The following is a 23,605-nucleotide window of genomic DNA, read 5'->3' as shown; positions in this document are numbered from 1 at the left end:
AGTCAGAGGTGCGTGATGCGGACGGCGGCGGCGAGCCGCTCGACCTCCGCGCGCGCGGGGAGATTCGCTCCGGCGAGCGTCAGCTTGCCGGCCGCAAAAGCCAGGGCCAGGCGGGCGGTGTCCGCGAGGTCCGCCCCGGCGTGGAGCCCGGCGACGAGGCCGGCCACCAGGGCGTCTCCCGCGCCGACGGTGCTGGCGACGTCGATGGCCGGCGGATGGGCGTGGAGCGCGGCCTCGGCCGTGAGAAACAGCGCGCCCTCCGATCCGAGGGAAACCACCACCAGGGGAATGCCGCGCGCGTGAAGATCCAGGGCCGCCGCGTGAACCTCGGCCAAGGTCGGGAGCGACCGGCCGGCCCATTCCTCCAGCTCGTGGCGGTTGGGTTTCACCACCTCCGGCAGGGCGTCCGGCCCGGCCGCGAGGGCGGCGCTGAGCGCGGGACCCGACGCATCGAGGACCAAGCGGGCGCCGCGTGATTTCAGGCGACGGGTGAGATCCGCATAGGTGTCGGGGGAAAGCCCCCCCGGCAGGCTGCCGGCGAGCACCACGAGCCGGCCCGGCCCGGCCCCGTCGAGGAGACGGGCGCGGGCGGCCTCGAACACGCCCTGCGTCACGGTGAGACCGGCCAAGTTCACGTCGGTGGTGTCGCCCGAATGCCGGTCGAGGAGCTTGAGGTTGGTGCGGGTCAGGCCGGCGACGCGGATGAAGCGGTCCGCGATGCCCTTGGCCTGGAACAGGGCGGCGAAGGGCGCGGCGTTGTCGGCGCCGAGCACGCCGGTGACCGCCACGGGCAGGCCCCAGTCGGCGAGGCAGCCGGCGACGTTGACGCCCTTTCCGCCGGCATCCGAGCGCGAGGCGAGGGCCCGGTGGACCGCGCCGGGGGCGAGGTGCTCCAGGGTGACGGTCTGGTCGATGGCCGGATTGAGGGTCAGGGTGAGGAGGGGCGCGCTCATGCCCAGGCTCCATCGAGGGCGCGCACGCCGGCTGCGTCCTCCTGGGCGCAGGCGCGCTCGGCGAGTTCCCGGAGTTCGGCGATGTCGGACGCGCGCAGGCGCGCCTTGACGGCGGGCAGGTCGCGCGGCGTCATCGACAGTTCGTGGACGCCGAGGCCCGCGAGCAGGCTCGCCCCGAACGGATCGCCGGCGATGCCGCCGCAGACGCCGACGAAGCGGCCGTGCCGGGCGGCCCCCTCGCAGGTCATGCGGATGAGCCGCAGGACCGCCGGGTGCAGGCTGTCGGCCTCGGGCGCCATCTCGGTGTTCTGCCGGTCGATGGCCAGCGCGTACTGCGTCAGGTCGTTGGTGCCGATGGAGAAAAAATCGCAGTGGCGGGCCAGGGCATCGGCCTGGATCGCGGCGGCCGGCACCTCGATCATGATGCCGAGCGGCACCGGCGGCGCACCGATCTTTTCCCGAATCTGCTCGCACACGGTGCGCAAAGCCAGGACCTCCGGCACCGAAGTGATCATCGGCATCATGATGGAGAGCGGCGCGTCCTTGCCGGTCGGGGCGCCGGCCGGCACGTGGTCCTTCGCCGCCCGGTAGAGGGCGCGCAGCTGCGGCTCCATCAGGTCGGGCCGGCGCAGGAGCAGGCGGGCGCCGCGCACGCCGAGGAAGGGGTTCTCCTCCTTGGGCAGGTGGAGGTGCGCCACCTGCTTGTCGCCGCCGATGTCGAGGGTGCGGACGATGAGGGGGCGCCCGGCGAGGGCCGCCAGCATGGCCGAATAGGTGGCGTACTGATCGTCCTCGCTGGGCGTGTCGCCGCGCTCGAGGAACAGGAATTCCGTGCGCATGAGGCCGACGCCCTCGGCGCCCTGGTCGAGGGCGAGCGAGACCTGCTCGGGGTTGTTGACGTTGGCGCCGATGGCGACCCGGTGGCCGTCGCGGGTCTCGGCCGGGAGCGCGCGCTCGCGGGCCTCGGCGGCCTGGATCTCGGCCTGCGCCGCCCGCCAGGCCCGGGCCGAGGCGAGGTCGGCCTCGGACGGGTCGAGGTAGAGCCGGCCGGTGGTGCCGTCGAGGATCGCGGTGGCGTGGTTGGCGAGCGCCAGCAGGCCGGCGCCGCCCGCGACGATGGCGGGAATGCCGAGGGTTCGGGCCAGGATCGCCGTGTGCGAGGTCGGGCCGCCCTGGGCGGTAGCGAGCCCGATGACGCGGGCGGGGTCGAGGCCGGCGGTGTCGGAGGGGGCGAGGTCGGGCGCGACGAGGATGCAGGGCACGTCCGGCAGATCGTGGCCGCTCTTCAGGGACGGGTCGATCTGCGCCAGCACCCGGCGGCCGACATCGCGGAGATCCGCCGCGCGGGCGGCGAGGACCGGGTTACCCAGCGCCGAGAGCCGGCCCGCCATCCGCTCCACGGCCCGGTTCCAGGCGAAGGCGACGCCGTGGCCCTCCACCATGAGCTGGCAGGCGAGCGTGATGAGGTCGGTGTCGGCGATGAGATCGCCCTGCGCCTTGAAGATCCCGGCATCGGCCTTGCCGAGGCGGCGCTCGGTGCTGTCGGCCAGCGCCTTCAGCTGGCCGGCGGTAGCGCGGAGCGCCGCGTGCAGGCGGTCGCCGCCGCTGGTGAGGGGCTCAGGGCTATCGGGCACGGCGATCTCGGCCGAGGCGAGGACGTGGATCGGCCCGATGGCGATACCGGGGCTGGCGCCGATGGCCGGGATCACCCGGGGGCCGTCGGCGGGGTTCCAGCCGGCCACGGGGGCGGACGCCTTGGCGGCGGCCTCGGAGGCCGCCTTCGCCGCAGCCTTCTCGCCGGCGCTGAGCGCGGTCACGGCCGCACAGATCCGGGCCAGCGCCCCGGCCTCGTCGTCGCCCTCCGCCGAGATCGTCACCGCGTCGCCGCAGCGCAGGCCGAGCTGGAGCAGGGCGATGAGGTTCTTGGCGTCGGCCACCTCGGCGCCGTGGCGCACCTGGATGCGGGCCGGGCAGGCGCGGGCGACGTCGACCCAGTGCGAGGCCGGCCGGGCGTGGAGGCCTGTGGGGTAATCCACAATCCAGTCGAAGCGCTGGCGCAGGTCCGTGGCCGGCCCAGAAGCGCCGGGGGCGGCCGTGTCCTCCGTCAAGGCGGCAGCGATGTCCTCGGGCCGGTCGGTGGTGCGCAGGATCGCGAGGCGGGCCTCGTCCTGGATCAGGCGGGTGAGCCGGCGCAGCACCGTGATGTGAGTGTCGGACTGGGCCGCGATGGCGACGACGAGATGCGCTGTCTGGCCGTCGTGCCACGCGATGCCGGCGGGCACCTGCAGCACGGCGATGCCGCTCTCGCGCACCATGTGGCGGTCGTCGACCATGCCGTGGGGGATGACGACGCCGTGGCCGAGATAGGTGTTCGCCACCCCCTCGCGGCGCAGCATGCTGCCCTCGTAGGCGGCCTCGATGCAGCCGGCGGCGATCAGGAGCTGCGCCGCCTCGCGGATGGCGGCGGCCTTGTCGACCGGCGTGGCGGCGGTGCGCACGAGCAGGCGCGGTGTCGGCTGGGGGCTCGGTGCGAGCATGGCGTGCTCCTCCCGTTATGAATTTGTTACAGACAATGAAAACGTTTTCATAAATCGTGTCAACGTGTCCCCGGGCAAATTTCTGAAATTTGTTGCCGGATAGGGCTGAGGATGCCAGAACGGTGGCATGACAATGCAAACGTTTCCCGCATCATGACCGTGGGGATTCGCGACGTCGCCCGGGCGGCGGGGGTCTCGACGGCGACCGTCTCGCGGGCGCTCGGCAAGGGTCCGGTGAGCGACGCCCTGCGGGCGCAGGTGGCGGCGGCGGTGCGGGCCACGGGCTACCGGCCGAACCTCTCGGCCCGGCGCCTACGGTCGCAGACGACCCAGACCGTGGGCCTCATCGTCGCCGATATCCGCAACCCGTTCTTCACCGCCGTGAGCCGGGCGGTGGAGGACGCGGCCTACGGCGCGGGGATGCGGGTCATCCTGTGCAACACCGACGAGGACGCGGAGCGGGAGGCGATGTACCTGCGCCTCATGGAGGAGGAGCGCGTCTCGGGGGTGATCTTCGCCCCGACCCGGACCACGGCCGAGGCCCTGGGGCCGGGCGACCTGCCCTTCCCCACGGTGTTCATCGACCGGGCCGGGCCGCCGGGGCTGCACGACAGCGTCGTCCTCGACAATGCCGGGGCGAGCGCGGCCCTGGTCGACCACCTCGTGGCGCAGGGGTTTTCACGGATCGGCGGCCTGTTCGGCTCCACGAGTTCGACCGCCCGCGAGCGGCGGGACGGCTACGCGGCTTCCATGGCCCGCCACGGCCTCGATGCGCGCGCGCGCGCGGTCCTCCCCAACGCGGAGGCGGCCGAGGCGGCGTGCCTGTCCTGGCTCGACGAACCGGAGCGGCCGGACGCCCTGGTGCTCTCCAACGGCCAGATCCTCATGGGGGCGTTCCGGGCCGCGCGCGGGCGGGGCCTGCGCGTGCCCGCGGATCTCGCGCTCGCCGGGTTCGACAACGAGCCGTGGACCGACCTCGTCGATCCCGGTCTCACGGTGATCGCTCAGCCCGTGGCCGAGATCGGCGCCCAGGCCATGCGCCTCCTGTTCGAGCGGATCGCCGCGCCCGACCAGCCCGTGCGCAAGGTGACCTTGAGCGGGCGCGCGATCTTCCGGGGTTCGACGGGGGCTTGAGGCACTCCACGGACCTGCCGCCTCGTCCGCCTGCGCCCACGAACTTTCCCGCGCGGGTGCGACCGGGCGACGATCGCACCCCGGGGGCGGCGATCTTTGGAAGCACATCCTCGCCCCGAACGACTAGGATCGCCCTCATCGAAAGGCCGGTGCCGTTTCGGTCGTGAGGGTCTCTTATCGTGACGATGTTCATCCCCGCTTCCACGCGATCACCCGTCCCATGCCCGTGCCCGGCAGGTGCGGACCCGGATTCGGAGACCTCGACAGGAAGGCTCATCGGCCATGGGAAGCGACTATCCTGACCGCGATGCGCGCGCGCGGCGCCTCGATTTCGGACGCCTCGAGCCGACGGCCGCATCCCACCGGCCCGAGGGCGCCGGGCCGCGCCGCCGCCGGGCCTTTGCGCGGGCCGGATACTTCGCGGCCATCGAGGACGGGCTGATGCCCGACGAGATCCGGCAGATCCTGGGCGGACGCACCCTGGTGGACGCCTTTCCGGTCTGGAGCGGCGAGAGCCTCGCCTCCTATGCCGAACGGGCGGTGGCCGAAATGATGGTTGCCTACCTCAGCGAGGGCGGCGCACAGTCGGTCCTTCATCGGGATGGACCGGCCTGATGGCCGCGCCTCGACTTCCCAACGACAATACGGCTGACCGCCCCGAATGATGCCCCACGACGATATCCTGTCCGCCATCGGCGGCACGCCGCTGATCCGGCTGGCGCGCGCCTCGGACGAGACCGGCTGCACCATCCTGGGCAAGGCCGAGTTCCTGAATCCCGGCCTGTCGGTGAAGGACCGCGCCGCCCTGTCCATCGTGCGGGACGCGGAGGCGCGCGGCCTGATCCGGCCCGGCGGCACCATCGTCGAGGGCACCGCCGGCAACACCGGCATCGGCCTCGCCCTCGTCGCCGCCGTACGCGGCTACCGCACGGTCATCGTCATCCCCGAGACCCAGTCGGCCGAGAAGAAGCAGACCCTGCGGCTCGCCGGCGCCCGCCTCGTCGAGGTGCCGGCGGTGCCGTTCGCCAATCCGAACAACTACGTCCACGCCGCGCGCCGCCTCGCCGAGGCCCTCGCCGCGACGGAACCGGCGGGCGCTTTCTTCGCCGACCAGTTCGACAACGTCGCCAACCGGCGGGCCCACGTGGAGACCACCGGCCCGGAGATCTTCGCGGGCACGGGGGGCGCAGTCGACGGCTTCGTCTGCGCGGCGGGCACCGGGGGGACGCTGGCCGGAACGGCGGAAGCCCTGCGCGCCCTGAAGCCCGGCGTGCGGATCGCGCTGGCCGATCCCGACGGCTCGGCGCTCCACGCCTATTACACGGACGGGGTCCTCAAGGCCGAGGGTTCGTCGATCACGGAAGGCATCGGCCAGGGCCGGGTGACGCGCAACCTCGAAGGCTTCCGGCCGGACCATTCCTTCCGCATCCCCGACGCCGAGGCCCTCGACCACGTCTTCGGCCTCATGCGCGACGAAGGCCTCAGTCTCGGCGGCTCGTCGGGGATCAACGTCGCGGGGGCGGTGCGGCTCGCGCGGGAACTCGGGCCGGGCCACACCATCGTGACGATCCTGTGCGACGGCGCCGCACGCTATGCCTCCAAGCTGTTCAACCCGGGGGTCCTGCGCGAACGCGGCCTGCCGGTCCCGTGCTGGCTCGAAGCGACGCCGGAGGCCCTGCCCGAGTGGCGGGCCTGATCGCCGGATCAGTCGCGCAGGGACGACAGGAACTGCCTGAGCTCCGGGGTCTGCGGATGGCCGAAGATCTCGGCGGGCGGCCCGATCTCGTGCACGAGGCCCTGGTGCATGAAGATCACCCGGTCGGCGACCTTGCGGGCGAAGCTCATCTCGTGGGTGACCATGAGGAGCGTCATGCCCTCGTCCGCCAGGGATTCCACCACGCGCAGGACCTCGCCGACGAGTTCCGGATCGAGGGCGCTGGTGATCTCGTCGCACAGCATGATCGCCGGATCCATGGCCAGCGCCCGGGCGATGGCCACCCGCTGCTGCTGGCCGCCGGACAGCTTGTCGGGCATGGCGTCGAATTTTTCCGCCAGGCCGACGCGAGCGAGGAGCTGGCGCGCTCGCTCCTCGTTGAGGCCCGCCTGCCGCTTCTTCACGAGCTGGGGCGCCAGCATGACGTTGCGCCCCACCGAGAGGTGCGGGAACAGGTTGAAGCCCTGGAAGATCATGCCCACGCCCTGGCGCAGGTCGCGCATGGCCTTGGCGTTGTCGTAGAGCAGGTGCTTGCCGTCGACGATGAGCGAGCCTTCCTGGAACACTTCGAGGCCGTTGATGCAGCGCAGGAGGGTGCTCTTGCCCGAGCCGCTCTTGCCGATGATGGCGACGACCTCGCCGCGCAGGACCGTCAGGTCGATGCCGCGCAGGACCTCGTGGGTGCCGTAGGACTTGCGCAGGGCGGTGATGCGCAGGATCGGGGCGCCGGCCTGGGTGTGGGGGCCGTCCGAGTCGGACGTCTGCTGCGGGTTCGAAAGGACGGAATTCACTGGAGTTTCCTTTCGAGCACGCGGGCGTAGAGGCTGATGGGAAAGCACAGGGCGAAGTACATCAGCGCCACGCAGGAATAGACCAGCATCGGTTCGTAGGTGACGTTGGCGATCATCCCGCCGGCCTTGGTCAGTTCGACGAAGCCGATCACGGAGGCGAGCGCCGTGCCCTTCACCACCTGCACGAGGAAACCGACGGTGGGGGCCACGGCGAGGCGCAGGGCCTGGGGCAGGATGATGTGGCGGAACTGCTGGCCGAAGCTGAGGGCGAGGCTCGCCGAGGCCTCCCACTGCCCGCGCGGGATCGCCGCGACGCAGCCGCGCCAGATCTCCGTGAGATAGGCCGAGGCGTAGAGGGTGAGGGCGACGCAGGCCGCGATCCAGGCGGAGGTGTTCACGCCGAGCATCGCCATGCCGAAATACAGCAGGAAGAGCTGCATCAGCAGCGGCGTGCCCTGGAAGAGCTGCACGTAGGCGCCGACGAGTCGTCCGACGAGGGGCCCGCCCGACAGGCGCAGGACGAGGAGCGCCAGGCCCACCACCGAGCCGCCGATGAAGGCCACCAGCGAGAGGGCCACCGTCCAGCGCGCGGCCATCAGGAGGTTGCGGAAGATGTCCCAGAGGGTGAAGTCCGGCATCTGAGCCCCCTACCGGCCGAAGACGAAGCGTGGTCCGGCCCAGGCGAGCAGGCTGCGGACCAGGATGGCGAGGCCGAGATACAGCAGGGTGCCGACGATGTAGGATTCGAAGGCCCGGAAGTTCCGGCTCTGGATCAGGTTGGTGGCGTAGCTCAGCTCCTCCGTGGAGATCTGGCCGCAGACGGCCGAGCCCAGCATCACGATGACGATCTGGCTGACGAGGGCGGGCCAGACCTTCTTCAGGGCAGGCGGCAGGACCACGTGGGTGAACACCTGCGCCTTCGACAAAGCGAGACTCTCGGCGGCCTCGATCTGGCCGCGCGGCGTCGCCTCGATGCCGGCGCGGAGGATCTCGGTGGCGTAGGCGCCGAGATTGATCGTCATGGCGAGGATCGAGGCCACGGCCGGCGACAGGCGGATGCCGAGTTCGGGCAGGCCGAAGAAGATGAAGAACAGCTGCACGATGAAGGGCGTGTTGCGGATCAGCTCCACGTAGGCGCCGACGAGCCAGCGCAGGGGCCGGGGACCGTGGACCCGCGACCAGGCGCACAGGATGCCGAGGGTTCCCCCCAGCAGGGTCGCGATGGTGGTGAGCCCCACCGTCCAGACCGCCCCGCGAAGGAGCAGAGGCCATTGGACGACGATGCTCCAGAAATCGAGCTGCAGGGGCATGGGGGCCGGCAAGTCCTTGGCGCGCGGACGTGGAGGGGCGCCGGCGGGAAGGGCTTAACGCCTCCCGCCGGGCAAGCGGATCAGAGCGGCAGGTCGCCGGTGCCGCGCTTCAGCCACTTCTGCGACAGCGCCTCCAGGGTGCCGTCGGCCTTGGCCGCGAGGATGATCGCGTTGACCTTTTCGCGCAGCGCCTCCTCGCCCTTGGCGATGCCGACGAAGCACGGGCTGTCGCGCAGGAGGAGCTTGTAGTCGACGCCGAGGTTGGGGCTCTTGCGGGACAGGGCACCGATGTTCGAGACGCTGGTGGCGATCACCTGGGTCTGCCCGGCGGCGAAGGCGGCGGTGGTGGCCGACTGGTCCTCGAAGCGCTGGATCATCGCCGTGGGTGGCGCCACTTTGGCCAGCATCTCGTCCTCCATTGCCCCGCGCGTCACCGCGACGGACTTTCCGGCGAGATCGTCGAAGCTCTTGATGGAAGTCGCCTTCAGGGCGAACACGCCCTGGTAGAACGGCGCGTAGGCGTGGCTGAAATCGATGATCTTCGTGCGCTCCTCGTTCTTGCCCAGGGTCGAGACGATGAGGTCGATCTTCTGGGTCTGGAGGTAGGGAATGCGGTTGGCGCTCACCACCGGCACCAGTTCGACCTTGGTGCCGAGCTTGGCGCCGATGAGATTGGCCACGTCGACGTCGAGGCCCATGGGCTGCAGGTCGATGCCGACGAAACCGTAGGGCGGGTAGTCGGTCGGGATGCCGATCCGGACCGTCTTGGCCTTCAGGATGCCCGAGAGGGCGTCCTGCGCCTGGGCGCCCCCGAAGGCGAGGAGGGCCGGGGCAAGGCCGAGGGCGAAGAGGAGACCGCGTTTGGACAGGCGCATCGCTGGGAAACTCTCGTAGAAATCCGGAGAACGGGAAAGCAAGGCCCATGCTGCGATCGTGGCGGCCGGGGCACAAGTCGGCACGATCCGATGTCCCGTGTTGCGTGGGCGGGGTCGGGACGGTGTCACACGGCCTCGGCCAGCAGGGCCCCGAGGAGCAGTTCGACGCCGTCCATGAGGTCGGCGGTGTCCATGGCCTCGTGCGGGTTGTGCGACCCGTTGGCGTTGCGCACGAACACCATGGCGGAGGGGATTCCCGCGCCGGCGAAGACGGCGGCATCGTGCCCCGCGCCGCTGGGCAGGCGCTCGACGGGGACTCCGCGCGCGGCGCCGGACGCTTCGAGGCGGGCGATCCAGCCCTCGTCCATGGCCGCCGGCGGCGAGGTGATCGCCTCGTCGAAGGTAAAGCGCACGCCCCGCGCCGCGGCGATGGTCTGGCACGCCTCCTGGAACAGCCCGTAGAACCGCGTCAGGGTCGAGGAATCCTGGCTGCGGATCTCGAAGCTGAACTCGACCTCGCCGGGAATGACCGAAACCGCGTGGGACTCCGCCGCGGTCGTGCAGATGCCGGCGGTCATGACGAGATCCACGCCCATCTGCAGCAGGACGCGCCAATGCTCGTCCATGCTCGACAGCAACTCGGCGACGGCGAGCACCGCGTCCTTGCGCAGCCAGCGCGGGACGGCGCCGGAATGGCCCGCCTCGCCGACACAGCGGATGCGATGGTGGCGGATGTTGCCGCGAATGCCCGTCACCACCGTCGAGGCCCAGCCCCGCGCGATCATCACGGGGCCCTGCTCGATGTGAAGTTCGAGGTAGGCCGCGATCTCGCCGGGACGCACCAGGGCCTCGCCCCGGGAGACGGCCGCCACATCGACGCCGGTGCGGGCCATGGCCTCGCCGAGGGTGCCGTGGCCACGGCGATGCCGAAGCGCGAGGGCGCTCGGGGGCAGGCGGCCCAGGAGCGCCAGCGACCCGGTATAGGCCTTGCCGTACCAGGCGCTCTCCTCCCCGCGCAGGGCCAACACCCGCACGGGCGCCGCCGCATCGGCCCGACCGCGCAGGCGGTCGAGGACGAGCAGGCCGGCGAGCACGCCGGCGAGACCGTCGAAATTCCCGCCCTGGGGGACGGAATCGAGGTGCGAACCGATCACCACGGGCGGGGCCGTCCGGGTGTCCTCGGGAAGGCGCAGCCACAGGTTCTGGAAACGGTCGCGCTCGGCCAGGAACCCGAGGGCGGCGGCGTGGCGCTCGATGGCCCGCATCGCCCGCTCCTCGCCGTCCCCGTAGGCTTCGCGGGTGATGCCAATTCCGTCGCGCGACAGGCCCGCCACCTCGTCGAGGATGCGGATCGCCAACTGCTCCTGATCCCTCACGCGCCGACCCCGCCATTCGCCACGGACCACGCCACCGGATCGGCGGTGAAGCGGGTCAGGGTCTGGTCCTCGGCGGAATCCAGGAGCCCCGCCGCCCGCAGCGCGGCGAGCAGGTCGTGCCAGTTCGTCAGGGCGTGGAGATCGAGCCCGTGCTCGACGAGGTGGCGGTGGGTGTCCGGGTAGAGGGCGTAATCGACGATCACCAGCACGTCCGCGACGTGGGTCGTGTCCTGCCGCAGGGCTGCGGCGGCGGCGATCTTGGACCGGGCATCGGTGGTCACGTCGTCGATGAAGAGGAGGCGCGCCCCCTCCGGCAGGCGGCCTTCGAGGCGGGCGGCGCTGCCCCAGCCCATGGGCTTCTTGCGCAGGTACAGCAGGGGCAGACCGAGGCGCTCGGCGAGCCAGGCCCCGAAGGCGATGCCCGAGCTCTCGGCCCCCACGATGGCGTTGATGCCCTTGCGCGCCACGAGGCCGGCCACGGCCTCGGCCGCCAGATCCATGACCCGGGTGCGCAGGGCGACGTCGGACATGAGCAGGCGGGTGTCGATATAGACCGGGCTCGCCCAGCCGGAGGTGTAGACGAAGGGCTGCCCCGTGGTCGTGCGCACGGCGCCGATCCGGGTCAGCGCCCGCGCCACCTCGGCGGAGACCGGTGTCGAGAGGAGCGTCGAGTGCATGGTGTCCGGTCCGCGGTGAGACAGGCCCCGAAGGCGGGCGGGATCGTCGGACGGCTCTCCCACCACGAAAAGGTCGAGACGCCCGGTGCGCCGCCGCCTCACGCGACGGCTCCACCGGGTCCGGCCAAGCAATTTCCGGTCCTGCCCGCGATCGGCGTGGAACCCCGGGCCGAAGCGGCCTATCTCGGCCGGGCGCGACATCCCGTCGAATCCGAGAGCATCAGGTATGGACACACCGACAGGCCACGGCCGCTACGGCTACAGCGCCCTACCCGACCGGCCGATCTACGATTGGCCCGGGGGCAAGCGCCTGGCCGTCTACATCGCCCTCAACCTCGAGACCTTCGATTTCGGATCGGGACTCGGGGCCGAGCTCGCCCCCGGCGGCCCGCAGCCGGACGTGCTGAACTACGCCTGGCGCGACTGGGGCAACCGCGTCGGCGCGTGGCGGATGAAAGCCCTGTTCGACGAACTCGCCCTGCCGGCGAGCGTGCTGGTCAACAGCCGCCTCTACGCCGATTGCCCCGGACTCATCGAGGCGTTCCGGGCGCGCGGCGACGAGATCGTCGGCCACGGCCGCACCAATGCCGAGCGCCAGGGCACCCTGGACGAGGCGGCCGAGCGGGCCCTCATCGCGGAGGCCACGCAGACGCTCACCCGGCACGAGGGCCGACCGCCCGCCGGCTGGCTCGGCCCCTGGATCTCGCAGTCACGGGTCACGCCCGATCTCCTGGCGGAGGCCGGCTACCGCTACCTCCTCGACTGGGCGCATGACGACCAGCCTGTGTGGTTCGCGACGCGCGGGGGCGGGCGCATCCTCTCGGTGCCGTACCCCCAGGAGCTGAACGACATCCCGGCCATCGTCGCCCGCAAGGAGACCGGGCGCCAGTTCGCCGACGCCCTCGTCGACGGCTTCGACGAGATGCTGGAGCAATCCCGGAGCGCGCCCCTGGTCATGGGCATCGCGCTCCATCCCTACCTCGTCGGCCAGCCCCATCGCCTGAAGCCCCTGCGCGCGGCGCTGGAGCACATCGCCCGGCATCGGGACGACATCTGGCTCACCACCGCCGGGGCCGTCGCCGATCACGTGGCTGCCCTGCCGCCCACCTGAGGCAGCCTGTTCGCCCATCGGCGCCGTCGGATTTTTCACGTGAAATGATTAACGCCGTCGAGACGCGCGGGCGTGCCATCGCCGGCGCCTGCGTGGGCGACGCCGTGCGTCCGGTTATCCGAGCGAAGCCGGTGCCGATGGGGCAAACGCCATTCACCATGTCGGAAACGGGATACGCGACCTAGATGTGAGGAAACGCCTCTTCCCGCAGGAGCCCCTGCCGATGAATCCATCCCGACGCGCGATCCTCGCCGGCACCGGCCTTCTTCCCCTGGCCCCGCTCCTCGGACACGCCGTCCGGCCCGCGCACGCGGAGCCCGCCGGCCCGATCCGCCGCGCCATCCCGTCCTCCGGCGAGACGCTGCCCGTCCTCGGCATCGGCACCTCGCGCCGCTACGAGGTCGAGCCGACCCCGGACAAGATCGCCCCCTTGCGCGAGGCGGTCCGCCGCTTCGTGGCGCTCGGCGGCTCCGTCATCGACACGGCTCCGAGCTACGGCACGGCCGAGGACGTGCTCGGCCTCATCCTCCCGCAGGACGGCCTTCGCGAAAAGGTGTTCCTGTGCAGCAAGGTCGGCACGCCCGGCCGCGAAGCCGGGCTCGCCGAGATCGAACGCTCGTTCAAGCGCCTCAACACGTCGATGATCGACCTCGTCGCCGTTCACAACCTCATCGACACGGCGACGAACCTCGCGACCCTGCGGGACCTGAAGGCGGCCAAGCGCATCCGCTACGTGGGCGTCACCGTGTGGCGCGACGGCCAGTTCGCGGACCTCGAAGCCGTGATGAAGCGCGAGACCCTGGATTTCATCCAGGTGAACTACACCCTCGACGATCGCCTCGCCGCCCAGCGCATCCTGCCGCTCGCCGCCGAGCGCGGCATGGCCGTGATGGTCAACGTGCCGTTCGGGCGCGACCGCCTGTTCAAGGCCGTGCAGGGCCGCGAGCTGCCGCCCTGGACCGCCGAGTTCGACTGCGCGAGCTGGCCGCAATTCTTCCTGAAATACGTCCTCGCGCACGATGCCGTGACCTGCCCGATCCCCGGCATGGCCAAGGCATCCTATGTCGAGGACAATCTCGGGGCGGCGCGCGGCCGGATGCCCGATGCCGCCCAGCGTGCCCGGATGGAGGCCTATGTCGATGCGCTCTAACCCTGTTTCCCGCCGCGCGGCCCTCGCGCTGGCCGCGGCCTCCCTCCTCGCGAGCGGGCCCGCCTGGGCCCAGACCGCCGCGCCGCCGGCCCGCATCGGCGTGATCGGCGCCGGCAACATCGGCGGCACCATCGGCGGCCTGTGGGCGAAGGCCGGGCACGAGGTGATGTTCGCCTCGCGCCATCCCGAGGAGCTGAAGGGCCTCGTCGAAGGGCTTGGCCCCAAGGCCCGCGCCGGCACGCCGGGCGAGGCCATCGCCTTCGGCGACGTCGTGCTGATCGCGGTGCCCTACAAGGCCTATCCGCAGCTGAGCGCGGATTACGGCGCCGCCCTCCAGGGCAAGACCGTGATCGATGCCGGCAACGCCACCCAGGCCCGCGACGGCGAGGTCTACGGCGAGGTCAAGGAGAGCGGCATCGCGGCGGTCTCGGCCAAGTATCTGCGCGGTGCCCGGGTTGTCCGGGCCTTCAACGCGACGAACTACAAGATCTTCGCCAAGAACGCGCATCGCGATGGCGCCCGCATGGCGATTCCCATCGCCGGGGACGACGCGCAGGCGCTGGCCACGGTGTCCAAACTCGTGACCGATGCCGGCTTCGACCCGGTCGTCGTCGGACCGCTCGCGAAGGCCGACAGCTTCGCCATGGGCTCGCCGGGCTTCGGCCTCGAACTCACGGCGCCGGACTTGAGCACGCGCCTCGGGGTGGCCCGTTGAGCAGCCCGGGCGGGGCGGTCGATCCGATCCCCGCCGACCGGGCGACCCACTGGCTCGGGCGCCTCGTCGATGTCCGGCCCGGCGAGGTCCCGGCGCTCGCCTGGTCCTGGGCCTACATCTTCTCGATCCTGGCCGCCTACTACGTCCTGCGCCCGATCCGCGACCAGATGGGCGTCGCCGGGGGGATCGAGAACCTGCCGTGGTTGTTCACCGGCACCCTCGTCGGCATGCTGGCCCTGAACGTGCCCTTCGCCTGGCTGGTGAAGACCCTGCCGCGCGCGCGGTTCGTACCCCTGACCTACCGGTTCTTTTCCGCCAACATCCTGATCTTCGCCGTGTCGCTCTACCTCGCCGGTCCCGAGGGCGACGTCTGGATCGGCCGGGCGTTCTTCATCTGGCTCTCGATCTTCAACCTGTTCGTGGTCTCGGTGTTCTGGGCCACCATCGTCGACGTGTTCTCCACCGAGCAGGGCAAGCGCCTGTTTGGATTCATCGCCGCCGGGGCGACGCTGGGCGCCATCGCGGGCTCGGCCACCACGGCGATCCTCGCCCGCGACGTGCCGACCTGGGCCCTCCTCGTCGGGGCGGCGGTGCTCCTGGAGGCGGCGGTGTTCAGCATGCGCGGCCTCGCGCGCCTGTCGGAGCGCCTGCACCGGCGCCCCGTGGCCGGTGACGCGGCGCCGGCCGACGCCATCGGCGGCAGCGCGTTCGCGGGCATCACCCGGACTTTCCGCTCGCCCTACCTCCTCAACATCGGCCTGTTCCTGCTGCTGTTCTCGGTGACCTCGACATTCCTGTATTTCGAGCAGGCCGGCATCGCCAAGAAAAGCTTCCCCGATCGCGGCGCGCAGACGGCGTTCTTCGCCAGCGTCGATCTCCTGGTGAACGGACTGACGCTGGGCGTGCAGTTCTTCCTCACCGGGCGGATCGTGAAGCGCATCGGCGTCGGGCCGAGCCTCGCCCTCCTGCCGGCGGCCAGCATCCTCGGATTCGCGGCGCTCGCCGTGTCACCGACCATCACCGCCATCGTGGTGTTCCAGGTCCTGCGCCGGGCCGGCAACTTCGCCATCGCCCGGCCGATCCGCGAGGTGCTGTTCACCGTCGTGCCGCGCGAGGATCGCTACAAGGCCAAGAACTTCATCGACACCGTGGTCTACCGCACCGGCGACCAGCTCGGTGCGTGGTCCTTCGCCGGGATCGCGGCCCTCGGGCTCGGCTCGACGGCGGTCGCCGTGACGGCGGTGCCGCTCTCCATCGCATGGCTGGTCAACAGCCTCTGGCTCGGCCGCCGGCAGGAGGCGCGGCAACGGACCGGCGAGGCACGCGGGGACGGCGAGCGTGCCCTCCCCTCCGGCTGACACGGCCTCCGCTCGATCAGAGCGGGGGCTGGATCAGACCTTCTCGTCGACCGCCGGGATCGCGAGCGGCGGCGTCTGCTGGTGCTGGATGACCCGCCATTCCTCGTGTGACAGGCGGCGATAGGTCGAGGTACAGCGCGCTTCGTAGCTTTCGTCGTCCCGTGACGCTTTCGCGTGGTAGGCGATGACGATGAGGCCTTCCTGCGGTCGGGCGATCCGACCGTCGGAGATGTCGATGCTCGACCATCGTGGCGTGCCGGCAACGGCTTCGATGGCTTGCTTTCCACCCATCACGAAGGGTGGATTCGGGAGTACCATCAGGCACTCGTCATCGACGAGTTCGCGATAGTGATCGGCATCGCCGACCCACAGACTCTTCTCGAACGACCAAACACGCGCATCGTCCATGGTGCTCTCCTCGACCCTCGAAACCGAGGAATGATCCGGCCTCCGCTCGATCGAAGCGATGACGGTAAGCCCGCGCGGCGTCTGAGCGGAGCCCGGATCCGCGATCCCGAACGGATCGACCGGACTTGGTATGAAGCGCCGACACCGGCCCTGGTTCCGGCCGATGTCAGCGGCATCGCGCCCAGCCGATCATCGACACGGATACTTCTCACGCAGTTTCTGGAGGACGATGGCGACGGCGGCCGTGCGCTCCATGGCCTGCTCGGACTTCTGCCCGATCCTGTCCAGGAACGTGATCTGCTCGCGCAGCATCCTCCGAAGCTCGGGGACGTCCGTCGGGACGTTCGCGCAGAACAGACGCGCCTTGCCGCTTCCCTCCAAGGCGGCGTTCGCGAAGGCCAGCCCGTCCGAGATGCCGCGGAGGTAGAAGTCGGCCTCGCTCGACTGGTCCATGGCCGAGAGCCGATCGAGAAGCTCGAACCGTCGCAGCGAAAGCACGGCCGAGCGCTCGGCCGAGAGGCCCGGCGACGCCATGATTCCGACAAAGGCCACGAATCCTAGAGAGGCCATGAGCCCCACGGACGCCATCAGCGTGCTGGCCATCGACACGGGGCTTCGTAGGTTGCGCCTCACGCGGGGTCGAACCTCATGATCATCGCCTGCGCCGTCACCCGTCCGCCGCCGCTCCGGCCCGGGTCCCGGGCGCACGAGCGGACCCGAATCGGCCAGAAGTCGGACGAGGGCATGGTCTGCCCGAAGGCCGAGGGGACGGGCGGCCCGGCTGAAACCCGTGGACGGCCGTGGGAGCCGGGTGCGGGTGCGCGTCCATTCGGCATCCCCTGAGCCCGGTATCCGCGACCTTATCCGATCCGGCGACTACCGCCCACCGCCACCGCCCCTCATGCTGCGCTGCCGGCAGGTTCGGCCCATATCCTCGTAGCCTGCGGGACAGCGGCGAACGCATGCCCCGGCGGCATATTTCAGCGGCGGTCGGCACGCTCGGCTGAAGCGCTGCTCTTGGAACAGGAAGTCTTTGGCCGGGCTCTGGGCCATGGCCGGACCGGGCAAGGCCAACGGCGATGCGACGGCAACGAGGAGAAGGGCTGCGCAGGACAGACGGTTCATCGGTTTTCCCAGGCACATCATCGGTTTTCTCAGGTGTCGAAGGCATCCCGTTCCATCTCCCCGGTGCCCCTGACGAAGCACCCGTTGCCCCGTCGTCCACGGAGCGAGATCTGGCCGTGACCGATTGCCATGTCGGGGCGGGCGCGGGCCGCCGGTGGCCCGCGCGACGCGACGAAGGGCACGAACGACAGGCCTGCATGAAGGGCTTGGAAGTAGGACCCGATCCCGCTGGATCGGGCGCGGTTCCTGAGCGTCGCCCCGGATATCACGTCCAGGACGACGCCCTGAGTCCCTGCTGAGGCCTGGATTTTGACCGAAATCCCGGAACCGCCGTTCGGTCCGATGCTCTAGCGGGTCGGAGAACTGGCACCCTTGCCGGAGGCTCCCGGAGAGGTGCCGGATCCCGCATCGTTCGCCCCGGTGCCGTTTGCCGTCCCGGAGCGGCTTTTGTCACCCGTCGAGGGACCGCTTCCGGCAGCGCCCGGAGAGGAGCCCGCGCCCGCATCGTTGGGACCCGTGCTGTTCATGGTCCCCGATTTGGTGGTTCCCGATCCGCCTTCGGCGGCGAGGGCAGCCGAGCTCAAGACCAGTGTGGAGGCGAGGGCAAGGACGACGGTCTTCATGGTGTTTCTCCCCGGTGTTGGCGTGAGGAACGCCCAGGGTAACGCGACGCCGAGTCGCGACGTTCCGGCGCGGTCGGGTGGGAGGGACATGCCGGGTGGGGGGACATGCCGGGCGGGCGTGCGACCGGCTCACCGAGGCCGAACCTTCCGTGAGTTTGAGCGTCGAGACTGGGATTTGCTTGCCCGGCTCATGATTCAGCAAGAACTTGGTCAAGCAGACGACGTGGCTTTTTCACGCAAATGTCATAGCCCGAAGCTATTGGCAGACACTATCGGCACCGGACGCTTCGGTGTTCTCGGAGCAGCCCATCGTGCGGCGTCCGGCCGGGGGATGGCGCTCGGACAGGCCCGCCATCGGGATGGTTCTTCGACTGGATGGTTCTTCGACTGGATGGATCGGGGGCCGCGCGAGTTTGCAGGACGTTTGCCGGTTTCCGGCACGGCGGGGTCTGGCGTGCCCACGTGATCACGACGCAGCGAGCCGGTGCGGCCGGTCGAGAACTCCAGGCCTGCGCCGGCGTCCCGGCAAGGCCCCACATGAATCCGGCGGCAACGCCCCCCGTTAACGCGCCTTCACGACGGAGCCCCTGCCGGCCATGACCTACTCGCTTCAGATCCTGCACGCCTCCGACTGGGAAGCGGGCCTGCTCGCCACGCAGCGGGCGGGGAACTTCGCCGCCATCGTCGACAAGCTCGAGGATGCGACTCCGAACTCCATCACCCTTTCCACCGGCGACGGCTGGATCCCGAGCCCGTTCTTCATCGCGGGCGCCGATCCGCAGCTCGCCGCGACCTATAACGGCGTCTACAATCAGCTCTACGGGCTCACCGGGGCCGCCGCCTACACGAAGCTCGCCGCGTCCGTGGGCCGGGCCGACGTCACCATCCAGAATATCGTCGGCGTCCAGGCGGCGGTGTTCGGCAACCACGAGTTCGATTCCGGCCCGACGGAGGTCGCCAACATCATCGGCGCCAGTCTCGGCACCGCGCCGGGCAATGCCGACGACACCTGGCTGGGCGCCCAGTTTCCCTACCTGTCGGCCAACCTGAACTTTTCGCGGGAAGCCGCCCTGTCGGGGCTCGTCAACCCGACCATCGCCAACGCCACCTTCGCGCAGACCGGCCCGACCTCGACGCAGACCGGCACCGGCGCCGACAAGATCGCCAGATCGACCATCCTGGTGGAGAACGGCGAGAAGATCGCCTTCGTGGGAGCCACCACCCAGATCGAGCCCCTGCTGACGACCCTCGGCAACGTCACGGTGGACGGCTTCAGCGGCCGGGACGACATTCCGCTGCTGGCCCAGCAGATCAATGCCGAGATCGACCGGGTGCTCGCCGCCAACCCCGACGTGAACAAGGTCATCGTCGGCACACACCTGCAGCAATTGTCGAACGAGCAGGCCCTGGCGCCGCTCCTGCGCAACGCCGACGTGCTCATCGGCGGCGGCTCGCACACCCTGCTGGCCGACGGCGACGACCGGCTGCTGCCGGGCGACACGGCCAGCGGCGCCTACCCGCAATTCTACACCAATGCCAGCGGCCAGACCCTGGTCCTCGTCAACACCGCCTCCGAGTATTCCTATGTCGGGCGCCTCAACGTCACCTTCGACGACCGGGGCAACGTCCTCCGCGACTCGGTGAACCCGGCCACCAGCGGTGCCGTGGCGGTGGACGACGCCAGCGTGGCCGCGCTCTACGGCTCGACCGCCGCCGCCTTCACCCCCGGCAGCAAGGGCTTCCTCGTCCGCGAGGTCATCGAGGGGCTGGATGCCAACAACGACGGCGTGCAGGAGACCGCCGGCATCGCCGACATCATCCGCGCCCAGGACGGCAACATCCTCGGCCGCTCCAGCGTCTACCTGGAAGGCCGCCGCGGCGAGGTCCGCACGGAGGAGACCAACCTCGGCGACCTCACGTCGGACGCGAACCTCTGGTACGCTAAGCAGTTCGATGCCGGCGTCACGGTCTCGATCAAGAATGGCGGCGGCATCCGCGACTCGATCGGCTCGTTCTCCACGGCCGGCGGCGGCACCAGTGAGCTTCCCCCCGCGGCCAACCCCTCGGCGGGCAAGCAGGCCGGCGACATCTCGCAGCTCGACGTCACCAATTCGCTGCGCTTCAACAACAACCTCGCGGTCGTCACCGTCACGGCCTCGGAGCTCGAACGCGTCCTCGAGCACGGTGTCGCAGCCGTGGCGCCCGGAGCGACGCCCGGCCAGTTCACGCAGGTCGGCGGCATCTCCTACAGCTTCGACGCGACGAAGCAGGCCCAGACCCTCGACGTGAACGGCAACGTCACCCGCGAGGGCCAGCGCATCGTCAATGCGGCGATCCTCGACGCGGACGGCCGCATCCTCGACACCCTGGTGGAGAACGGCCAGATCGTCGGCGACGCCAACCGCGCCATCAAGGTGGTGACCCTCGACTTCCTCGCCACCGGCACCGCCACGGCGCCGGGCTTGGGCGGCGACAACTACCCCTTCCCGGCCTACGGCGAGAACAAGATCGCGCTCCGCGACGCCGCCCCGGTCTCCCTGCCCGACACCGCGACCTTCGCGGTGAAAGGCTCGGAGCAGGACGCATTGGCCGAGTACCTCAAGGCCTTCCACGCCACGACGCCCTACGGGACCCTGGACACCACCCCCGTCGGCGACCTGCGCATCCAGAACCTCGCCGCCCGTGCCGACGGCGTCCTCCAGCGCGGCGTCGCGAAGACCGGCACGGCCGAGGCCGACATCCTGCGGGGCACGCCCTTCGGCGATCGCCTCGACGGGGGGGCCGGCGACGACACGATCTACAACAGCGCCGGGGACGACATCCTCATCGGCGGGGCCGGCCCCGGGGGCGCCATCCAGAACGACACCCTGATCTTCGCGACCGCGCTTGCCAGCGCGCAGGTGACCCGGAGCGGCGGCTTCACCATCGTCACGGGCCCCGAGGGACGCGACGCCATCAGCGGCTTCGAGCGCATCCAGTTCTCCGACACCACCGTCGTGCTCAACGACGGCAACCGCCTCGTCGACGACCTGTTCTACCTCGCCCGGAACAAGGACGTGCTCGCCGCCGGCCAGGATGCCGACGCGCATTTCGCGGCCTACGGTGCCGGTGAAGGCCGCGACCCGAACGCCTTCTTCTCGAACAGGGGCTACCTCGCCGCGAATTCCGATGTCGCCAAGGCCGGCCAGAACCCGCTGACCCACTACGACACCTACGGCTGGAAGGAGGGCCGCGATCCGGGCGCCGGCTTCGACACGCAGTTCTACCTTGCCCGCAATCCGGACGTGAAGGCGGCCGGCCTCGATCCGCTGACGCACTACCTCGAATACGGTCAGGCCGAGGGGCGCGCGATCTTCGACGCCGTCGGCCGTCCGGCGGACATCAAGGGCGGCTTCGACGCCGAGTTCTACCTGCTGGCGAACGGCGACGTGGCCCGGGCCGCCGGGCTCGTCGGCGGCGACACCTTCGCCTTCGCCCGCCAGCACTTCGACACCTACGGCTGGAAGGAAGGCCGCGACCCGAACGCGGTGTTCGACACCAAGGGGTATCTCGCGGCCTACGGCGATGTCGCGGCGGCCGGGGTGAACCCGCTGGCGCACTACGACACCTATGGCTGGAAGGAAGGCCGTGATCCGTCCACGGACTTCGACACCTCGGCCTATCTCCAGGCTCATGGCGACGTGGCGCAGGCCAAGCTCGATCCGATGCAGCACTACCTCCAGTACGGCCTGATCGAGAACCGCAGCGTGCTCGACGACGGCACCTTCGGCGCCGGCCTGATCGGCTGAGAGGCGAGGATCGGGGACGATCCGGCCGGGACCGCCGCCCGGCCATGCGTGGGGAGGATCGGGCGAAGCGTGGTGATCGTCGGAGGGGCGATCACCACGCTTCGCCCGATCCATCGTGGGGCGCCCCGCGCGGCGTCTGCAGACGTCTGGCGGGCTGGAGCGATGACGCGCCCTGCTTCCATGCGCCGCCGCCCTTCGCTTCGACTCCGCCTCGCAGTCCGCGTCCGGCCATAAGACTTCCGGCCATGAGGCTACGGCGCTGCAACGATCACGCCTTCGGACGCCCGGCCCCGAGCTGAGATGGCCGGATCGTCTCGGGACTCGTCCGGGGGACCCGCCCGAATTCGGCGTGATCCGCCCCCAAGGAATGGCCCGGGGTCGGAGCCGGAGCGAGGGACAGCCCGCCGGGTCGCATGCGGCTTGTCACGCCCTCGAAGCAGCCGCCTCCATCGTCTGCCCCGCACGGCCGGGAGGTCCGGAGAGTGGTTCCATCACGGGCAATCCGGGATCGAACTCCGGCCATACTGTCCCGATGAAAACAGGACCGCCGGAACCGATCGGGTTCGACAGTCAAAAACGATATTTTTTCGAGGATAAATCTGTAACTTCTGTCCATATAATGGATTTATCGCCTGTTTGTTCGAGACACACAAACAGAGTTGGCGCAATGATTTGAGAAACCTCTACATCGATCAGATAAAATAATCTGCAGTGCATTTTTATCGAACAAAAACTCCCGCCCGGACGTCGAGGACCGAAGATATGGAGGATGCGCAGTGAAGACCCGGGATTCGGCCGAGCTCGTCTCGGCACTGGCGCGGTGCCGCGCGGCGTTCATCGGGGTGGGCATCATGAGCGGGCTCGTGAACGTGCTCTACCTCACGGGCTCGTTCTTCATGCTCGAAGTCTACGACCGCGTGATCCCGAGCCGCTCCGTGCCGACCCTCGTCGGCCTGATGATGCTGGCCCTCGTGCTCTACGGCTTCCAGGGCGCGCTCGAGACCCTGCGCTCCCGCATCCTGACCCGCATCGGCGCCGCCCTCGACGAGGCCCTCAGCGGGCGCGTCTTCGACATCGTGGTGCGCGCGCCCCTCAAGGGTGCCGCACCCGGCGACGGGCTCCTGCCCCTGCGCGACCTCGACCAGCTGCGCGGGTTCCTCGGCGGCACCGGCCCCTCCGCCTTCTTCGACCTGCCCTGGATGCCGATCTACCTCGTGATCTGTTTCCTGTTCCATCCCCTCCTCGGCGTCGCCGCCCTCGGGGGCGCCATCGTGCTCGCCATCCTCGGCCTGCTGACCGACCGCGCCACCCGCAATCCGGCCCAGGCCGCCACCGGCCACGGCCTGCATCGCAACGGCCTTGCCGAGACCGGGCGCCGCAACGCCGAGGTGCTCGCCGCCATGGGCATGCAGGGGCGCTTCGCCACCCGCTGGGCCGGGGCCAACCGCGACTACATGAACGCCCAGCAGCGCGCCTCGGACATTGCCGGGGGCTTCGGGGCCGTGTCGAAGGTGTTCCGCATGGCCCTGCAATCGGGGGTGCTGGCGCTCGGCGCCTGGCTCGTCATCAACGGCCAGGCCTCGGCCGGCATCATCATCGCGAGCTCGATCCTCGTCGCCCGCGCCCTCGCCCCGGCCGAGCTCGCCATCGTCAACTGGAAGGGCTTCGTCCAGGCTCGCCAGTCCTGGGCCCGGCTGTCGGACCTCTTCGTCCGCCTGCCGGCCAGCCCCCGGCCCCACGCGCTGCCGGCTCCCACCGAATCCCTGCGGGTCGAGGGCGTCAGCGTCGCGCCGCCCGGGACCCAGCGCCTCGTCGTGCAGGATGTCGGCTTCGCGCTTCGGGCCGGCCAGGGACTCGGCATCATCGGCCCCTCGGCCTCCGGCAAGTCGAGCCTGGTCCGCGCCCTGGTGGGCGTCTGGCCGGCTTTCCGCGGCAAGGTCCGCCTCGACGGGGCCGCCCT

At 70.3% G+C, this 23,605-nt stretch carries 19 protein-coding genes and 1 pseudogene; 9 read left to right on the top strand and 11 right to left on the bottom strand.

Translation table 11 applies throughout. The features are described from left to right. Nucleotides 1-2 precede the first annotated feature (2 nt). Together pfkB and ptsP are read right to left on the bottom strand one after the other, a co-directional pair. Nucleotides 3-953 (bottom strand): 1-phosphofructokinase, encoded by a 951-nt coding sequence (gene pfkB, locus MKK49_RS21455; protein WP_244031912.1) that lies wholly within the window; start codon nucleotides 951-953, stop codon nucleotides 3-5. After that, complete coding sequence (gene ptsP, locus MKK49_RS21450) at nucleotides 950-3,490, bottom strand: phosphoenolpyruvate--protein phosphotransferase (protein WP_244031910.1); 2,541 nt, start codon at nucleotides 3,488-3,490, stop codon at nucleotides 950-952. The genes pfkB and ptsP overlap by 4 nt, the downstream gene beginning before the upstream one ends. Before the next feature lie 153 nt (nucleotides 3,491-3,643). On the opposite strand from ptsP, the gene MKK49_RS21445 reads away from it, so the two are divergent. From MKK49_RS21445 to MKK49_RS21435, 3 genes are all read left to right on the top strand, one after another. After that, the gene (locus MKK49_RS21445; RefSeq protein ID WP_244031908.1) at nucleotides 3,644-4,624 is read left to right on the top strand and encodes a LacI family DNA-binding transcriptional regulator; all 981 of its coding nucleotides are present in this window, start codon (nucleotides 3,644-3,646) and stop codon (nucleotides 4,622-4,624) included. 282 nt (nucleotides 4,625-4,906) lie between these two features. Continuing rightward, on the top strand, nucleotides 4,907-5,239 hold the full coding sequence (locus MKK49_RS21440) for a hypothetical protein (RefSeq protein ID WP_244031907.1): 333 nt from the start codon (nucleotides 4,907-4,909) through the stop codon (nucleotides 5,237-5,239). A 46-nt stretch (nucleotides 5,240-5,285) separates the two neighbouring features. After that, entirely contained in the window at nucleotides 5,286-6,320 is a 1,035-nt protein-coding gene (locus MKK49_RS21435; protein WP_244031906.1) for a cysteine synthase A, read from the top strand. An 8-nt stretch (nucleotides 6,321-6,328) separates the two neighbouring features. Here MKK49_RS21435 and MKK49_RS21430 read toward each other — a convergent pair whose 3' ends face one another. The 6 genes from MKK49_RS21430 to MKK49_RS21405 all read right to left on the bottom strand — a co-directional run bounded on the left by MKK49_RS21430 (nucleotide 6,329) and on the right by MKK49_RS21405 (nucleotide 11,367). Further along, nucleotides 6,329-7,057 carry an amino acid ABC transporter ATP-binding protein gene (locus MKK49_RS21430; protein ID WP_244032306.1) on the bottom strand — a complete coding sequence of 243 codons (729 nt, stop codon included), beginning with the start codon at nucleotides 7,055-7,057 and terminating at the stop codon, nucleotides 6,329-6,331. A 68-nt stretch (nucleotides 7,058-7,125) separates the two neighbouring features. Beyond that, nucleotides 7,126-7,767 (bottom strand): amino acid ABC transporter permease, encoded by a 642-nt coding sequence (locus tag MKK49_RS21425; protein WP_244031905.1) that lies wholly within the window; start codon nucleotides 7,765-7,767, stop codon nucleotides 7,126-7,128. Between the two features lie 9 nt (nucleotides 7,768-7,776). Beyond that, nucleotides 7,777-8,439 (bottom strand): amino acid ABC transporter permease, encoded by a 663-nt coding sequence (locus MKK49_RS21420; RefSeq protein WP_244031904.1) that lies wholly within the window; start codon nucleotides 8,437-8,439, stop codon nucleotides 7,777-7,779. A gap of 80 nt (nucleotides 8,440-8,519) precedes the next feature. After that, nucleotides 8,520-9,308: a transporter substrate-binding domain-containing protein gene (locus MKK49_RS21415; protein ID WP_409565124.1), complete on the bottom strand. Its 789-nt coding sequence runs from the start codon at nucleotides 9,306-9,308 to the stop codon at nucleotides 8,520-8,522. 131 nt (nucleotides 9,309-9,439) lie between these two features. After that, the gene (locus MKK49_RS21410; RefSeq protein WP_244031902.1) at nucleotides 9,440-10,672 is read right to left on the bottom strand and encodes a hydantoinase/carbamoylase family amidase; all 1,233 of its coding nucleotides are present in this window, start codon (nucleotides 10,670-10,672) and stop codon (nucleotides 9,440-9,442) included. A gap of 14 nt (nucleotides 10,673-10,686) precedes the next feature. Continuing rightward, the gene (locus MKK49_RS21405) at nucleotides 10,687-11,367 is read right to left on the bottom strand and encodes an orotate phosphoribosyltransferase (RefSeq protein WP_244031901.1); all 681 of its coding nucleotides are present in this window, start codon (nucleotides 11,365-11,367) and stop codon (nucleotides 10,687-10,689) included. Between the two features lie 226 nt (nucleotides 11,368-11,593). Between MKK49_RS21405 and MKK49_RS21400 the strand changes: the two genes are divergently transcribed. The 4 genes from MKK49_RS21400 (at nucleotide 11,594) to MKK49_RS21385 (ending at nucleotide 15,701) form a co-directional block, all read left to right on the top strand. Then, on the top strand, nucleotides 11,594-12,478 hold the full coding sequence (locus tag MKK49_RS21400; RefSeq protein ID WP_244031900.1) for a polysaccharide deacetylase family protein: 885 nt from the start codon (nucleotides 11,594-11,596) through the stop codon (nucleotides 12,476-12,478). Nucleotides 12,479-12,701: 223 nt separating this feature from the next. Continuing rightward, entirely contained in the window at nucleotides 12,702-13,628 is a 927-nt protein-coding gene (locus MKK49_RS21395) for an aldo/keto reductase (RefSeq protein WP_244031899.1), read from the top strand. Continuing rightward, nucleotides 13,618-14,343, top strand: coding sequence for an NADPH-dependent F420 reductase (locus MKK49_RS21390; RefSeq protein WP_244032305.1), 726 nt, complete (start codon nucleotides 13,618-13,620; stop codon nucleotides 14,341-14,343). The genes MKK49_RS21395 and MKK49_RS21390 overlap by 11 nt, the downstream gene beginning before the upstream one ends. Then, entirely contained in the window at nucleotides 14,340-15,701 is a 1,362-nt protein-coding gene (locus tag MKK49_RS21385; protein WP_279595695.1) for an MFS transporter, read from the top strand. The genes MKK49_RS21390 and MKK49_RS21385 overlap by 4 nt, the downstream gene beginning before the upstream one ends. Before the next feature lie 33 nt (nucleotides 15,702-15,734). Here the strand turns inward: MKK49_RS21385 and MKK49_RS21380 are convergent, their stop codons facing one another. The 3 genes from MKK49_RS21380 to MKK49_RS21370 all read right to left on the bottom strand — a co-directional run bounded on the left by MKK49_RS21380 (nucleotide 15,735) and on the right by MKK49_RS21370 (nucleotide 17,234). Then, nucleotides 15,735-16,109: a DUF4440 domain-containing protein gene (locus MKK49_RS21380; RefSeq protein ID WP_244031898.1), complete on the bottom strand. Its 375-nt coding sequence runs from the start codon at nucleotides 16,107-16,109 to the stop codon at nucleotides 15,735-15,737. A 189-nt stretch (nucleotides 16,110-16,298) separates the two neighbouring features. Beyond that, complete coding sequence (locus MKK49_RS21375) at nucleotides 16,299-16,712, bottom strand: hypothetical protein (protein WP_244031897.1); 414 nt, start codon at nucleotides 16,710-16,712, stop codon at nucleotides 16,299-16,301. A gap of 273 nt (nucleotides 16,713-16,985) precedes the next feature. Further along, nucleotides 16,986-17,234 carry a hypothetical protein gene (locus MKK49_RS21370; protein WP_244031896.1) on the bottom strand — a complete coding sequence of 83 codons (249 nt, stop codon included), beginning with the start codon at nucleotides 17,232-17,234 and terminating at the stop codon, nucleotides 16,986-16,988. A 1,195-nt stretch (nucleotides 17,235-18,429) separates the two neighbouring features. On the opposite strand from MKK49_RS21370, the pseudogene MKK49_RS21365 reads away from it, so the two are divergent. Together MKK49_RS21365 and MKK49_RS21360 are read left to right on the top strand one after the other, a co-directional pair. Beyond that, nucleotides 18,430-21,645: pseudogene (locus tag MKK49_RS21365) on the top strand (5'-nucleotidase C-terminal domain-containing protein); the annotation flags it as partial. Nucleotides 21,646-22,496: 851 nt separating this feature from the next. Continuing rightward, nucleotides 22,497-23,605, top strand: a 1,109-nt coding sequence (locus MKK49_RS21360) for a type I secretion system permease/ATPase (RefSeq protein WP_244032302.1), incomplete at its 3' end; no start/stop codon positions are given.

This window comes from Methylobacterium sp. J-090, assembly GCF_022829345.1.
GTDB lineage: Bacteria > Pseudomonadota > Alphaproteobacteria > Rhizobiales > Beijerinckiaceae > Methylobacterium.
The sequence above is the reverse complement of the archived record's forward strand: the minus strand, read 5'-3'. Positions and strand labels throughout refer to the sequence as shown.